The organism is Achromobacter sp. CSND-B12 (genome assembly GCF_052906545.1).
Map to the genome: position 1 here is coordinate 6,403,931 of NZ_JBREGJ010000001.1, position 13,998 is coordinate 6,417,928.

At 67.2% G+C, this 13,998-nt stretch carries 15 protein-coding genes; 5 read left to right on the forward strand and 10 right to left on the reverse strand.

Annotation, left to right across the window (positions count from 1 at the left end):
• Nucleotides 1-152: 152 nt before the first annotated feature.
• Both mqo and ACUTAG_RS30075 read right to left on the reverse strand, forming a co-directional pair.
• Nucleotides 153-1,862, reverse strand: coding sequence for a malate dehydrogenase (quinone) (gene mqo, locus ACUTAG_RS30070; protein ID WP_026385018.1), 1,710 nt, complete (start codon nucleotides 1,860-1,862; stop codon nucleotides 153-155).
• 450 nt (nucleotides 1,863-2,312) lie between these two features.
• Nucleotides 2,313-3,398: an MBL fold metallo-hydrolase gene (locus ACUTAG_RS30075; protein ID WP_148318957.1), complete on the reverse strand. Its 1,086-nt coding sequence runs from the start codon at nucleotides 3,396-3,398 to the stop codon at nucleotides 2,313-2,315.
• Nucleotides 3,399-3,534: 136 nt separating this feature from the next.
• On the opposite strand from ACUTAG_RS30075, the gene ACUTAG_RS30080 reads away from it, so the two are divergent.
• From ACUTAG_RS30080 to ACUTAG_RS30095, 4 genes are all read left to right on the forward strand, one after another.
• Nucleotides 3,535-4,152 carry a TetR/AcrR family transcriptional regulator gene (locus ACUTAG_RS30080; protein WP_006384116.1) on the forward strand — a complete coding sequence of 206 codons (618 nt, stop codon included), beginning with the start codon at nucleotides 3,535-3,537 and terminating at the stop codon, nucleotides 4,150-4,152.
• Between the two features lie 52 nt (nucleotides 4,153-4,204).
• A complete protein-coding gene (locus ACUTAG_RS30085; protein WP_006384117.1) occupies nucleotides 4,205-4,834 on the forward strand; it encodes a glutathione S-transferase family protein in 630 nt (209 codons plus the stop codon).
• A gap of 106 nt (nucleotides 4,835-4,940) precedes the next feature.
• Entirely contained in the window at nucleotides 4,941-6,167 is a 1,227-nt protein-coding gene (locus ACUTAG_RS30090; RefSeq protein WP_148318955.1) for a hypothetical protein, read from the forward strand.
• Nucleotides 6,168-6,235: 68 nt separating this feature from the next.
• The gene (locus ACUTAG_RS30095; RefSeq protein ID WP_054444831.1) at nucleotides 6,236-6,541 is read left to right on the forward strand and encodes a hypothetical protein; all 306 of its coding nucleotides are present in this window, start codon (nucleotides 6,236-6,238) and stop codon (nucleotides 6,539-6,541) included.
• A 30-nt stretch (nucleotides 6,542-6,571) separates the two neighbouring features.
• Here the strand turns inward: ACUTAG_RS30095 and arsH are convergent, their stop codons facing one another.
• The 8 genes from arsH to ACUTAG_RS30135 all read right to left on the reverse strand — a co-directional run bounded on the left by arsH (nucleotide 6,572) and on the right by ACUTAG_RS30135 (nucleotide 12,946).
• Nucleotides 6,572-7,336 carry an arsenical resistance protein ArsH gene (arsH, locus tag ACUTAG_RS30100; RefSeq protein ID WP_227740192.1) on the reverse strand — a complete coding sequence of 255 codons (765 nt, stop codon included), beginning with the start codon at nucleotides 7,334-7,336 and terminating at the stop codon, nucleotides 6,572-6,574.
• A 31-nt stretch (nucleotides 7,337-7,367) separates the two neighbouring features.
• Nucleotides 7,368-8,567 carry an MFS transporter gene (locus ACUTAG_RS30105; protein WP_006384121.1) on the reverse strand — a complete coding sequence of 400 codons (1,200 nt, stop codon included), beginning with the start codon at nucleotides 8,565-8,567 and terminating at the stop codon, nucleotides 7,368-7,370.
• Between the two features lie 3 nt (nucleotides 8,568-8,570).
• Complete coding sequence (gene arsB / locus ACUTAG_RS30110) at nucleotides 8,571-9,653, reverse strand: ACR3 family arsenite efflux transporter (RefSeq protein ID WP_026385025.1); 1,083 nt, start codon at nucleotides 9,651-9,653, stop codon at nucleotides 8,571-8,573.
• A gap of 3 nt (nucleotides 9,654-9,656) precedes the next feature.
• Nucleotides 9,657-10,157, reverse strand: a complete 501-nt coding sequence (locus ACUTAG_RS30115) for an arsenate reductase ArsC (protein ID WP_054443384.1) — start codon at nucleotides 10,155-10,157, stop codon at nucleotides 9,657-9,659.
• Nucleotides 10,158-10,201: 44 nt separating this feature from the next.
• Entirely contained in the window at nucleotides 10,202-10,528 is a 327-nt protein-coding gene (locus ACUTAG_RS30120) for an ArsR/SmtB family transcription factor (RefSeq protein WP_035181149.1), read from the reverse strand.
• A gap of 252 nt (nucleotides 10,529-10,780) precedes the next feature.
• Nucleotides 10,781-11,371 carry a YceI family protein gene (locus ACUTAG_RS30125; protein ID WP_053498860.1) on the reverse strand — a complete coding sequence of 197 codons (591 nt, stop codon included), beginning with the start codon at nucleotides 11,369-11,371 and terminating at the stop codon, nucleotides 10,781-10,783.
• A 118-nt stretch (nucleotides 11,372-11,489) separates the two neighbouring features.
• Nucleotides 11,490-11,912, reverse strand: coding sequence for an SRPBCC family protein (locus ACUTAG_RS30130; protein WP_053498846.1), 423 nt, complete (start codon nucleotides 11,910-11,912; stop codon nucleotides 11,490-11,492).
• Nucleotides 11,913-11,926: 14 nt separating this feature from the next.
• Nucleotides 11,927-12,946: an aldo/keto reductase gene (locus ACUTAG_RS30135; RefSeq protein ID WP_049054371.1), complete on the reverse strand. Its 1,020-nt coding sequence runs from the start codon at nucleotides 12,944-12,946 to the stop codon at nucleotides 11,927-11,929.
• Between the two features lie 99 nt (nucleotides 12,947-13,045).
• Between ACUTAG_RS30135 and ACUTAG_RS30140 the strand changes: the two genes are divergently transcribed.
• A complete protein-coding gene (locus tag ACUTAG_RS30140; RefSeq protein WP_148318953.1) occupies nucleotides 13,046-13,972 on the forward strand; it encodes a LysR substrate-binding domain-containing protein in 927 nt (308 codons plus the stop codon).
• Nucleotides 13,973-13,998: the final 26 nt, after the last annotated feature.

A 13,998-nucleotide genomic window follows, 5' to 3' on the forward strand; every position in this document is an offset into this window, starting at 1 on the left:
GGGTTGCCGATGGGGCACCTTAGCACAATGACGCCGGCGATCCGCCGCGACGGCGTAGCGTAAAGGCGCGGCCGCGATGCGGCTTGCGGGCGTGCCCGCAAGCCGCATCGCGAGCAAAAAAAGCCCTCCGGCGAGGGAGGGCGGGGCGGGCCTTAAAGCGCCTGCATTTCCGTGTTGGCATTGCGGCCTGGCGCCGGCGCGCCTGGCTCCCGGGCGGCGGGCGCCACCGGCGTCACGGCCGGCGCGGCGGGCGCGGCATCCTGCACCGGCACTTCCACGTACGGCAGGTGCAGCACCTGGCTCGTCATGGCGCGGATCTGGTTGGTCAGCGCCGGACTGTCGTTGAGCTTCTGGCCGTACGACGGAATGATCTCCTTCAGGCGCGCCTTCCAGCCCGCTTCCATCTGCTGCGGGAAGGCCTTGGCCAGCAGATTCAGCATGATGGGCGGCGAGGTCGAGGCGCCGGGCGAAGCGCCCAGCAGGGCGGCGATGGTGTTGTCCTTGTCGGTCACCACTTCGGTGCCGAACTGCAGGATCGCGCCTTTCTCCGGATCGCGCTTGATGACCTGCACGCGTTCACCGGCCGTCACCAGGCGCCAGTCTTCGGGCTTGGCCTGCGGGAAGTACTTGAGCAACTGGGCGTGGCGGTCGGCGTCGGTCAGTTGCGCCTGATCCACCAGGTACTTGACCAGGTCCAGGTTCTCCAGCCCCACGTCCACCATGCTGGCGACGTTGTTGTGGTTGACCGACGAGAACAGGTCGAAGGCCGAGCCCTGCTTGAGGAACTTGGTCGTGGCCAGCGCGAACGGGCCGAACAGCACCACCGGCTTGCCGTCGAGCTTGCGCGCATCCAGGTGCGGCACCGACATCGGCGGCGAATCGGTATCGGCCATGCCGTAGGCTTTGACCTCGTGGCGGCCGGCGATGGCCGGCGCGTCGAAGGCCAGGAACTGGCCGCCCACCGGGAAGCCTGCGTAGTTCTTCGATTCGGGAATGCCGGACAACTGCAGCACCTTGAGCGAGGCGCCGCCCGCGCCGATGAAGACGAAGCGCGACTTCACCGTGCGCTCCTGGTTGGTCTTCAGGTCCTTGACCGTGACGTTCCAGGTCTTATCGCCGTTCTGGCGCAGCGCGGTGACCTCATGCTGCAGTTGCAGCTTGAAATTGGGGTTGCGCTGCAGGCCCTGGGTCAGCTGGTTGGTGATGACGCCGAAGTTCACGTCGGTGCCCAGCGGCATGTAGGTGGCGGCGACCTTCTGGCTGGCGTCGCGGCCTTCCATCAGCAGCGGCGCCCACTGGCGGATCCGCGCCGGGTCGGTGGAATACTCCATGCCGTAGAACAGCGGGCTCTTGACCAGGGCATCGCGGCGCTTGCGCAGGTACTCGATGCGGTCATCGCCCCAGACGAAGCTCATGTGGCCGGTCGGGTTGATGAAGTCCGACGGCTGGCCGAGGCGGCCGGTCTTGACCTGGTGCGCCCAGAACTGGCGCGAGATCTCGAACTGTTCGGCGATGTTGATGGCCCGCTTGATGTCGACCGAACCGTCGGGCATCTCGGGGGTGTAGTTCAGCTCGGCGAAGCCGGAGTGGCCGGTCCCCGCGTTGTTCCAGCCATTGGAGCTTTCCAGCGCCACGCCGTCCAGGCGTTCGAAGAGCTCGACGTGCCAGTCCGGCTGCAATTCCTGCAGGTAGGTGGCGAGCGTCACGCTCATGATGCCGCCGCCGACGAGCACGGCGTCCAGGGGCTTGTCGTTGTCCGGCGCCGGGACCGAACGTTGGTGCAGCGGCCAGTACAGGAACAGGGCGACCGCGATCGCCACCGTCACCACCAGGCTGCCCAGGATCTTGAGAAACTTTCTCATGGGTATTAGACCTTACGGTTCAAAGGATTATGTTGTTGTAGTTATCGGCACTTCTGGGAAAAGGACGTAGGCACCTCCGGGCGGAAAAAATACGCAAACGGCTTCCCGGCCGTCCAGGGCGTCAGGCCGGGACGGGGCGATTGCGGGGAACATCATGGAATGGGAGCCTGACCGGTCCGGCACGCGGCCGGGGCGACGCGTCTGCCGACGGGCGCGCGGGGGTCAGGTCATGCGCGCAGGCCAAAGCCTAGCCGAAGCGGGCTCATCAAGCCGCAATACCCGGGTCGCGGGCATTGGCTTGGGCGCAATACGCGTTGCGTTGCGATTGTAAACAAATTGCGGTTGCGAGGCCGGCGGGCAACGGGGCTGGGAGGGCGCCTCGCCATCCTCACCACATCTTTGGTCGTTTCGACTGATACCGGACCGGCCGCGGGGACCGGCCCTGCCGGCTCACCTGGCCCGGCAAGGCGCCAGCAGGCGGCACGCGCCGGACGCTGGCTGGCGCGCCGCAACCTCGCGCCACCACGGCGATCCCGGATGTGGCGCGGCCAGGTCCAGCCGTTCGCCCATCTCCGGCGTGGCCAGCGCCACTCCGCGCTCCGCGGCAAGCGCGGCGATGCGTTCGAACGGTTCCTGCCAGGCGTGCATGGCCAGGTCGAAGGTGCCGTTGTGGATCGGCAGCAGCCAGCGGCCGCGCAGGTCCAGGTGGGCCTGCAGCGTTTCCTCGGGCTGCATGTGGACGAAAGCCCAGCGCTTGTCATAGGCGCCGGTTTCCATCAGCGTCAGGTCGAAAGGACCGAAGGCGTCGCCGATGGCCTTGAAGCCATCGAAATAGCCGCTGTCGCCGCTGAAGAAGATCCGCATCCCGGCGTCGTCGATGACCCAGGAGGCCCACAGGCTGCGGTCGCCGTCGGTCAGGCCGCGGCCGGAGAAATGCTGGGCCGGGGTGGCCGTCAGGCGCAGGCCTTCGACCTCGGTCGACTGCCACCAGTCCAATTGCTCGACCTTGGCCGGATCGACGCCCCAGGCGATCAACTGGTCGCCCACGCCCAGCGGCGCGATGAAGCGGCCGGTGCGGGCCGCCAGCCGCGTCACGGCGGCGCGGTCGAGGTGGTCATAGTGGTTGTGCGACAGGATCACGCCGGCGATCGGCGGCAGGTCGTCCAGGGCGATGGGCGGCGCGTGGAAACGCGCCGGGCCGGCCCACTGCACCGGAGACGCCCGCTCGGAGAACACCGGATCGGTCAGCCAGTAGCGGCCGCGCAGCTTCAGCAGGATGGTCGAATGGCCCAGCCGGAACAGGCTGCGGTCGGGCGCGGCGCCGAGCGCGGCGCGGGTAAGCGGCCGCACCGGGATCGGCTGGCCGGGCACGGTGCCCGCCGGCTTGCCAAACAGGAAGGCCCAGGTCAGTTTCAGCCCCTGCCAAAAGCCCATGGAGGGGCGCGGGCGGGCATTGTGGAAGCGGCCGTCGCGGTGATGCGGCGGGACGGCGCGAGCGGCGGGCGGGGCGGGGGAGGCGGACGTCGGAGCGGTCACGGCACGATTCCAGGGAAAGAGGGGGAAGGACGGCCGGTATGGCCAAAAAAGTATACCGAGCAGTGTAATTTCCTTTTTTATGAAAGTACACCGCTGAGTGTAAAATTTTCGCTATCCCTCTATCAGGACATTTCCCATGGCAGAAGTACCGCAGCGGCTCACCGACAGAAAGCGCGAAGCCATCCTCCGCGCCGCGGTGGAGGAGTTCCGCACGGCGGGCTACGAGGCCACCAGCATGGACCGCATCGCCGCCGCGGCCGGCGTGTCCAAGCGCACGGTCTACAACCATTTCCCCAGCAAGGACGAACTGTTCGGGCTGATGCTGGAACAGCTGTGGAACCGCAGCATTGCCAACGCCACGGTCGTGTATCGCGCCGACCAGCCGCTGGCCGCGCAGTTGCGCCAGCTGCTGATGCAGAAGCTGGAACTGCTGGGCGATCCGAATTTCATCGACCTGGCGCGCGTCGCCATGGCGGAGATCATCCACACGCCGGAACGGGCCCAGGCCATCGTCTGCCGCATGGGCGCGAAGGAGGGCGGCGAGACCGCCTGGATCCGTGCCGCCATCGCCGACGGCCGGCTGGCCAAGGTCGACCCGGAGTTCGCCGGCCATCAGTTGCAGGGGCTGGTCAAGAGTTTCGCCTTCTGGCCGCAGGTCACGCTGGGACAGCCGCCCCTGGGACCGGCCGAGCGCGACCGCGTGGTGGATTCGGCGGTGGCGATGTTCCTGGGGTGCTACGGCCGCGGCGAGTGAAGTATCGTGTTCCGCAAGTGGCAACCATATCGACACCCCGCAGGAGCAACCCATGCAGATCTACTGGATCCAGGCGCAGGCGCCGCGGCGCGTCCTCGCGCTCGTCAAGCACCTGGGCATCGAGGCCGAATTCATCGAAATGGACCTGATGGCGGGCGCGCTGCGGCGGCCGGAGTACGCCGCCATCAATCCCAACATGAAGGTGCCCACCCTGGTCGACGGCGATTACCATCTGTGGGAGTCGTCCGCGATCATGGCGTACCTGTGCGTCAAGGCCGGCTCGGACATGTGGCCCGCCGATACGCGGGAACAGATCGAGGTGCTGCGCTGGCTGTCATGGAACGACTGTCATTGGGCCCCGGCGGTCGCTCCGTATTATTTCGAGCACATCGTCAAATCGACCTTTGGCATCGGCCCGCCGGACGCCGGCGAACTGGCCGGCAAGGAAAAAGCCTTCGACCGCTATGCCGCGGTCCTCGATACCCATCTGCGCGACCGCGAACAGGTCGCCTGTGGCCGGCTGACCATCGCCGACTTCCAGCTGGCGTCGATGGCGGCGTACTGGAAGGCCGCCGGCATGCCGATGGCACCGTATCCGCGCATCGTGGCCTGGCTCGACGGCCTGATGCGCCTGCCGGCGTGGGCCGATCCCTGGCCGGACGGACGCGCCGACCCCGCCTGATCGCGCCTGGACCCTCGTCTCTGTTATCGTGGGCGCGGCCGGACCGCCGTGTCCGCCGCGCAAGACCCCGCCGCCCGCATCGGGCATCCGACGAGGCCTTATCGATTTGAAGACCAAGAACTATCTGTTTGGCATCATCGTGTCGCTGGTGCTGGCAACGCTCCTGGCATTCCTGGGGCTGGTGGCCGTCTCCAGCGACAACCTCGGCTGGGGCATGGCGGCGCTGTTGTCATATGGCGTCCTGTTCGGCGGACCGCTGGCCATCGTGCTGGTGCTGACCTGGATCGTGTACCTGGTGCGGGATCGCGGCCAGGTGCCCGCGAGGGTGCACGGACTGTTGTTCCTGCCGTCTTTGGTGGCGTTGATGATCGTGCCGATCGACGACCAGATCCGCCAGGCCGGCGCCGACCGCTTCCGCGGCGCCAACCCGGCGATCACCGAGAACCACGTCAACTTCAGCGGACGCACGCTCTGGCTGGACTATCGCGCCGGATCCTCGACCGACGGCGGCGGCCAGCCCTATATGGAACCCGCTTCGGCGACAAACGACCGCTTCTCGCGTTTTCGCCGCTATCCCGGTCCGGACCTGGTTGCCACTGGCACGTTTCCCTACGCTGGCGCACACCTGAAGCCGGACGTCGAACGCTATGCGTATTCCTCGCAGGACGGCCAGGCCGGCGATTCCCAGCCGCTGCGACGCCTGCCCGCGCCCGACCTGGGCAAGCTGCTGCCGGCATTCGCCTACGGCGAAGCGGCGCTGCTGGTCTATCAGTACTTCCATTACCCCGATCGCGTCGAGGTGGCGCCCAGCCTCGGCCGCTTTGCCGCCAGCACCGAGGACGCCATGACCGCGGCCCGCGTTGCCGGGCTGGCCATCGTCAGCCTGGACAACCACAGCCCGCACGCCATCGCCCGCCTGGAGATCAACGGCCAGACGCTGGATCTGGGCGGCGATCCCGCGCGCAGCCAGGCTGGCCAGCCTTGCGACCCGGCGCGCGGCGGCAGCCCCGCGATGCTGGACCTGGAACAGCCGCTGCGCGTGCGCTGGCAGACGCTGCAGGATCCGTCGCGTTGGCAGGAGGCGAGGGTGGTGGTGCCCGCCTTCAGTGCCGCGAGCCAGGCCGATCCCGACAAGGGCCTGCCACGCGTGCGGCTGTATTTCCTACCCGACGGGTCGGTGGCTGCGGAACGGTTCCGCGAAATGCGCCTGCGCGGGGGTGACCTGGCCGTGCGCGCCACGGGCGTGCCGCCGCAGGCGCAAGCGGTCGTGGCCTGCGGCGCCGGCGCCTATTCCGGCTACAACCCGCAGACGGTGCGGCTGCTGGGAAATTGAGCCGGGAACGTTTGCATGAATGCCACAACCGGGGCCGATGGCGCCCCGGGAAAAGCAAAGGGGGTTCCTTGTTTCTGTACTACCGGATCAGTTTCGTGGCGAGCCTGCTGGCGCTGGCGGTCTGGGCAATCACCGTCGCCGTCTACGAAGCGCCGCGCCACGGCGACGGCTACGGTCCCGATCCGCTCGGGGTGCTGCTTTACCTGTCGCTGTGGCCGGTCGGGCTGCTGCTGGCGCATTCCGGCTTGCTCGCCTGCCTGGTGCGCGCGAGGCATCCGGCATCGATCCTGCAAGGGCGGCAGGGGATTGCCATCCACCTGGCGCTGGGAGCGGGTTTTCTGGCGTATGCGCTGTACAAGTTCCACCCGGGCTGAATGCCGCGAAGGGGGGACGCCAGGGGCCGTCTAGATGGAGGCTTGCCGCATCCGGTGCGACAGCGCCGCGGCGGTTTCCTTGCGTTCGCTGTAGCGGTCCACGAGGTAGGGCGCGACGTCACGCGTGAGCAAGGTGAATTTCATCAGTTCCTCGACGACGTCAACGATGCGGTCATAGTAGGGCGAGGGCTTCATCCGCCCGGCATCGTCGAACTCCTGGTAGGCCTTGGCGACCGAGGATTGGTTGGGTATCGTCAGCATCCGCATCCAGCGGCCCAGCACCCGCATCTGGTTCACGGCATTGAACGACTGCGAGCCGCCGGACACCTGCATGACGGCCAGTGTCTTGCCCTGGGTCGGGCGCACCGCGCCCACCGACAGCGGAATCCAGTCGATCTGCGTCTTCATCAGGCCGGTCATGGCGCCGTGGCGCTCCGGCGAACTCCACACCATGCCTTCCGACCACTGGACCAGCTCGTGAAGCTCGCGGACTTTGGGGTGATCATCGCTGGCGTCGTCGACCAGCGGCAGCCCGGACGGGTTGAAAATGCGGGTTTCGCCTCCCAGCGCTTGAAGCAGCCGCGCGGATTCCTCGGCGACCAGGCGGCTGTAGGAACGCTCGCGCAACGAGCCATACAGCACCAGGAAGCGCGGCGCGTGCGTGGCGCGCCGGGGAGAGAACAATTCCCCGGGGGACGGCCGGTTGAACCGGGATGGATCGATGTTGGGCAAGTCGGCGAACGCTGCCGGCGTAATGCCTTCCATAGGGTTGTGATGAATGGGAGTGGAACTCATGCAATGCCTCTCTGGACGCAAGACGGGAATTTCAATGTGTGTGGGGCGGGCCGCGCAGCAGCATCAGCGCGCCACAGGCTGCCAGGCCGATGGCGCCGGACAGCCACAAAGCGTTGGCCCCCCAGGCGTCCAGCGCCAGCCCGAAAAGCAGCGGGGCAAGCGCCTGGGCGATGCGGGCCGGCAGCATCAGCCAGCCCTGGCGCGCGCCATAGCCCTGGGCGCCAAACAGCACCAGCGGCAAGGTGCCCTTCGCGATGGTGAGGATGCCGTTGCCCGCCCCATGCAGGATCGCGAAAAGGGGGGCCGCCACCGGCCCCGCCATCAACAGCACGGTCACGCCGGCGGGGTGTGCCAGCGCGGCCAGGCGCGCCGACAGCAACGGGTGGACGCGCCGCAGGAGCCCGAACTCCAGCACGCGGCCGGCCACCTGCGCGGGACCGACGAGGGCGCCCACGGCGACCGCGGCGGCGAGCGTGGCGCCGGCAGCCTCCAGCATCCGCGGCAAATGCGTGGCCATCGCGGTGCTGATGAACCAGGTTGCGGCGAACACGAAGGCGAGCAGGGCGGTCGCGTATCCAGCCCCCCCGGCCGCGGCAACGGGGGAAGGGGATGCCGACGCAATCGCCTGCGCGGGGTCCGCGGCGGCAGTCCGTTCGGGCTGCGCCGGGGACGGCAGCGTGGGCAGCCAGGCGTTCAGCGGCAAGCCGATCAGCAAATGTATGCCGGCCCACCCGAGGCACGCGTTGCGCCACCCGAACCGAGTTTCCATCCAGGCCGACAGCGGCCAGCCGACGGTGCTGGCAAATCCCGCGAGCAGCGTAATGCCCGTGATCGCGCCGCGGGCGTGCTGTCCATACAGGCGAACCAGGCTGGAGAACGCCGCCTCGTACAGGCCGGCGCCCATCGCTGCGCCAATGACGAGCCAGGCGATGACCATCGTCCAAAGACCCTGGGCAAAACCCAGCATGCCCAATCCGAGCGCGAATACCAGGCTGGTGCCGGCCAGCACCACGCGGCCACCGTGGCGGTCGATCGCCAGCCCCGCCCACGGGCCGACCAGGGCCGACACCACCATCGCGCCGGAAAAGGCCGCGAAGACGGTAGGCGTCGCAACGCCCAGATCAGCCGCCATCGGCGCCGCCAGCATGGCAGGCAGATAGTAGGAGGAGGCCCAGGCCAGCGTCTGGGCGGTGCCCAGGGCGCCGACGACCCGGACGGGGGCGCCCGTCACCGGTCAGCTCCGCTTGGCGCCCGCGTCATACCAGTCCCTGGAGCGGTTCACCACACGTACGACCAGCAACATCAACGGCACCTCGATCAGCACGCCCACCACGGTCGCCAGCGCGGCGCCGGACTGGAATCCGAACAGGCTGATCGCGGCGGCGACGGCGAGCTCGAAGAAGTTGGAGGCTCCGATCAGCGCCGACGGGCAGGCAATGTCGTGCTTTTCGCCCAGGCGACGATTGAGCCAGTACGCCAGCCCCGAATTGAACAGCACCTGGATCAGGATCGGCACCGCCAGCATGGCGATCACCAGCGGCTGCCCGATGATCGCTTCGCCCTGGAACGCAAACAGCAGCACCAGCGTCAGGAGCAGGGCGGCCATCGAGAACGGCCCGATCCGGGCCAGGGCCGCCTCGAACGCCTGCTGCCCGCGACGCAGCAACGCGCGGCGCCAGAGCTGGGCGATGATGACCGGGATGACGATGTACAGCCCGACTGACACAAGCAGGGTGTCCCAGGGTACGGAGATGGCCGACAGGCCGAGCAGCAATCCCACGATGGGCGCGAATGCGAACACCATGATCGTGTCGTTCAGCGCGACCTGCGATAGCGTGAATACCGGATCGCCGCCCGTCAGCCGGCTCCAGACGAACACCATTGCGGTACACGGCGCGGCGGCGAGCAGGATCAGGCCCGCGATGTAGCTATCCAGCTGGTCGGCGGGCAGCCAGGGGGAAAAGACCTGGCGGATGAACAGCCATCCCAGGAATGCCATCGAGAACGGCTTGACCGCCCAATTGATGAACAGCGTCACGCCGATGCCGCGCCAATGCTGCCGGACCTGGCCGAGCGCGCCGAAATCGACTTTGAGCAGCATCGGGATGATCATTACCCAGATCAGCAGGCCGACGGGAAGATTGACCTGCGCGACTTCGAGATGCCCGATCGCCTGGAACAAGGCCGGCATGAGCTGGCCAAGGACCACGCCCAGGACGATACAGAGAAACACCCAGAGCGTCAGGTAACGCTCGAAGAGGCTCATCCCGTCCCGCGTCCGCGGGGTGCTCGCGGCTGCCTGTGCATTGGATGACATGACTTACTCCCGGGCCTTGCCGATACCACGCAATTCGGCCTGGAGCGACATTGCGTCCAGGCGTTCCATGGGCAGGGAAAGGAACAGCTCGATGCGGCGCTTGAGTACGCGCGCGGCATCCTGGAACGCCTTGCGGCGCGCTTGCTCGGTTCCTTCGTGGGCTGCGGGGTCGGGAACGCCCCAATGCGCCGTCATGGGCTGACCTGGCCAGATCGGGCAGACCTCGCCGGCGGCGTTGTCGCAGACAGTGATGATGAAGTCCATCCCTGGCGCCTCAGGCGCCGCGAACTCGTCCCAACTCTTGCTCCGATAGCCGTCGGTCGGCAGCGAAAAGGAGCTCAGCGTGGAGAGCGCCAGCGGGTGAACTTCGCCCTTGGGCGTACTGCCAGCGGAATAGGCCTGGAAGCGGTCGCCACCCAGCCCGTTGAGCAGGCCTTCGGCCAGTATGGAGCGCGCGGAATTACCCGTGCAGAGAAACAGTACCTTGAAAGGAGAACGTGACATCGAAATTCCTGGCGGCAACGAGTGGAGGATCGGATATTCGGGGATCAGCAGGTTGTGCAACCGCTGGAGTCGGAGATCTCGCAGGGAGCCCCTTGGCAGCAGTGTTCGGTGAGATAGCCCAGCAGCCCGTTCATGCGCGAGAAGTCGGCCCGGTAGATCAGATTGCGGCCTTGCTGCTCAATGGTGACCAGGCCGGCATGGGACAGCTCTTTCAGATGGAAGGACAAGGTATTGCGGGCGACGTCCAGCTGGTCGGCCAGCACGCTGGGCGTGAGGCCGCCGAGGCCAGCCACCACGAGGGCGCGAAAAACGCGAAGCCGCTGGGTGTGGGCCAGGGCGCCAAGGGCGAGAACGGTTTGATCTTCATTCATGGCGGAATAATACAATGATTCGAGAATCATTGAATAGATGGCCGTGCCGATCCCAGCAATCCGTGGGCCCGGATCCATTCGTGACTTTACATAATATACATTATGCGTATTTTATGTCGGTCCAGGCGCGCGTCCCCCGTGGCTCGACTCTCCGCATCTTCCCGACACGTTGCCTGTTGCCGGCCCACCGATAACCGTGCGCCGACAACAACGGCTCGCCAGGCTTAGACGAGCCGTTCGTCACCGCTATGCTCAGCGCGCCGCGTCGGCCAACGCTTCGACCGTGATGCGCAACGTGACCTCGTCGCTGACGTCGGGCGCGTACGCCTGGACGCCGAAATCGCTGCGCTTGAGGACCGTGGCCGCGTCGAAGCCGATTGCCGGCCGCTGCGCCATCGGATGCACGCCGGCCTTGTTCTGCCTGGCTTCCAGCACGATGGCTTTCTCGTGGTCCTTGATGCGCAGCTTGCCGTGGATCAGCAGCCGTCCGTTGCCCTTGTCCTCGACGGAGGTGCTTTCGAAGCCGATGGCGGGATATTTGCCGGCGGCGAAGAATTCGGGGCCGCGCAGCATCTCGTCCAGCTTCGGCACATGCGAGGTGAAGCTCGCCAGCGGCACGTCCAGCTTGACCGACGAGGCGGAAACGTTGGCCGCGTCGTAGCGGATCACGCCCTGGATGTCGCCGGCGTGCGCCGAAGGCTTCGAGAAGCCCAGGTGGTTCCAGGTCACCACCACCTGCGTGTGTTCGGGGTCGATGCGGTAGTCCACGCCCGCGGCATGGACGGGGATGGCGCCGCCGGCCAGCGCGGCCGCGAGCAGGAGTCGATTCAGATGGGTTTTCATGGGGTTCCTGTTTGACGGAAAGGCCGATCAGTGCCCTACGGATGGAATTATCTCTCCCCTGCTCCCCCTTCGCTCTGGACAGGTGCGCGCCGGCCCTTTCCATGCCGGGCTCGCCCTGTCAGGCCATCGAGGCCAGCGTATCCTTCAACGCCGCCAGGCCGTCGCGGTAAATGCCTTCGAACAGGGCGGCGGCGTCTTCATCGCTGACACCGGCCGGAGTGAAGCTGCCCGACCATTCCACCCGCGCGGCGTGGCCGTCGTCGATGCCGACCACGCGCAGCGTGGAGCGGTAGCCGGTGACGGGAAAAGGCGCCCGCAGGATGGAATAGGTGTAGCTGCGCGCGTCGTTGTCGAAGGCTTCCAGCCGCTCGACGATGGCGTCGCCGTCGGGATTGAGCAGGCTGCGCACGCGGCCGCCCTCGCTCAGTTCGCTGCTGGGGATGTAAGGCAGCCAGTCGGGCAGCGAATCGAAGCCGCCGATCAGTTGCCAGACGCGGTCCGGCGTCGCCGGCAGGGTGATGCTTGCAGAGGCTTGTGCCATGTCGGTCTCCTGGCTCAGATGCGGTCGATGGGCAGCGGCGCGTTGGCGGCCACCAAACCCTGTTCGCGCAGTTCGCGCCAGAAATCGGCGGGAATGGTTTCCGCCAGGGCGGCGGCGTCCTCGGCGATGCGCTGCGGCCGGCTGGCCCCCGGGATCACCGCCGCCACGGCGGGGTTGGCCAGCGAGAATTGCAGCGCCGCCGCCTTGATGCCGACGGCGTGCCGCTGCGCCACCGCCTTGATGCGTTCGACCTTGGCGATGATGTGGGCCGGCGCCTCCTGGTATTCGAAGTGCGAGCCGCCGGCCAGGATGCCGGAGCTGTACGGGCCGCCCACCACGATGTCGGTGCCGCGCTCGGCGGCCTTGGGCATCAGGCGCTGCAAGGCGCGTTCATGGTCCAGCAGCGTGTAGCGGCCGGCCAGCAGGAAACCGTCGGGTTGCGCCTCGGCCAGGTCCAGCGTCAGTTCGATCGGCTCGACCCGGTTCACGCCCAGGCCCCAGGCCTTGATCACGCCTTCGTCGCGCAGGCGGGTCAGGACGCGGAACGCGCCCTTGCGGGCCACCTCGAAATACGACAACCATTCGTCGCCATGGAAATCCTGGGCGATGTCGTGGACCCAGACGATGTCCAGGCGGTCGGTCTTCAGCCGCTTCAGGCTGTCCTCGATCGACCGCAAGGTGGCGTCGGCGGAATAGTCGTCGATCATCTTGTTGGGGCGGCCGGCCGCGAACAGGCCGCTTTTTTCGCCCAGGGCGCGAGCGCCGGCGTCCTCGACTTCATCCAGGATGACGCGGCCGACCTTGGTGCTGAGCACGTAGTCGTCGCGCTTGCGCCGGGCCAGCGCGTCTCCCAGCCGGATCTCGGCCAGGCCGGCGCCGTAAAACGGTGCCGTATCGTAGTAGCGCACGCCCTGCTCCCAGGCGGCATCCACCGTTGCCTGCGCCTGTTCTTCGGGGATGTCACGGAACATATTGCCCAGCGGGGCCGTGCCGAAGCCGATGACGCCACCGGCCAGCTTGTCTTTGATGCTCATGTTTGCTCCTGCAAATCAGTTGAAGTGGAGCCAGTCTAGGGTTGCCAGTTGAGTCTGTCCAAGACATAATTTGCGCAATTTGAGTCAATTTAGGTCTTAATTATGGATTTGCGCCAACTCCGCTATTTCGTTGCCGTCGCTGAAGACGAACACGTCGGGCGCGCCGCCGAGCGGCTGCATATTTCCCAATCCCCCCTCAGCCGGCAGATCGCGCAGCTGGAGGAAAAGCTTGGCCTGGTGCTGTTCGAGCGTTCCCAGCAGCGCATCCGCCTCACCCGTGACGGACGCACCTTCCTGGCCGAGGCGCGCGCCTTCCTGACGCACGCCAGCCGGCTCGAATCGCTGGCGCGGCGGCTGGGCCGCGGCGACGAAGGCGGGCTGTGCATCGGCTACCTGGAATACGCGATGCATTCCGGGGTGCTGCCAGACGCCTTGCGCGAGCTGCGCGACGGCCGCCCGGCGGTACATATCGCGCTCTACAACCAGCAATCGGACGTCCAGCTGGAAGGCCTGCGCCAGCGCAGCCTGGATATCGCGCTGGTGTGCGAGCCGCCGCCACCCGACGACCCGGACCTGGAGTCGGCCCAGGTGCTCAACGACCCGATGCTGCTGGCGCTGCCCGCCGGCCATCCGCTGGCCACGGCCGACGCCATCAGCCCGCAGGACCTGGCCGAACTGAAATGGATCGGCGTGATGCACAAGGAAAGCGCGTTGCGGCACGACACCTTCATCGCCGCCTGCGCCAAGGCCGGCTTCACGCCCGCCATCTCGCTGGAGGCGACCGAGCCGCTGGCGGCGCTGGGCCTGGTGGCGGCGGGACTGGGGGTGACGACGATCCAGCGCAGCCTGCGCCATCAGGCGCCGGCCGGCGTGGTATTGCGCGAGTTGTCGTGGTTTTCGTACCGCACGCCGCTATGGGCGGCGTGGCACAAGGTCAACCTGCGGCCGCTGGTCGAGATCTTCCGCAAGACCCTGGTGGCGGGCAGCGATGCGGCGCGGCAGACAGCCGCGATGGAAGCGGCCTGAGCCCGCTGGCAGGGCGCGCGGGGCGC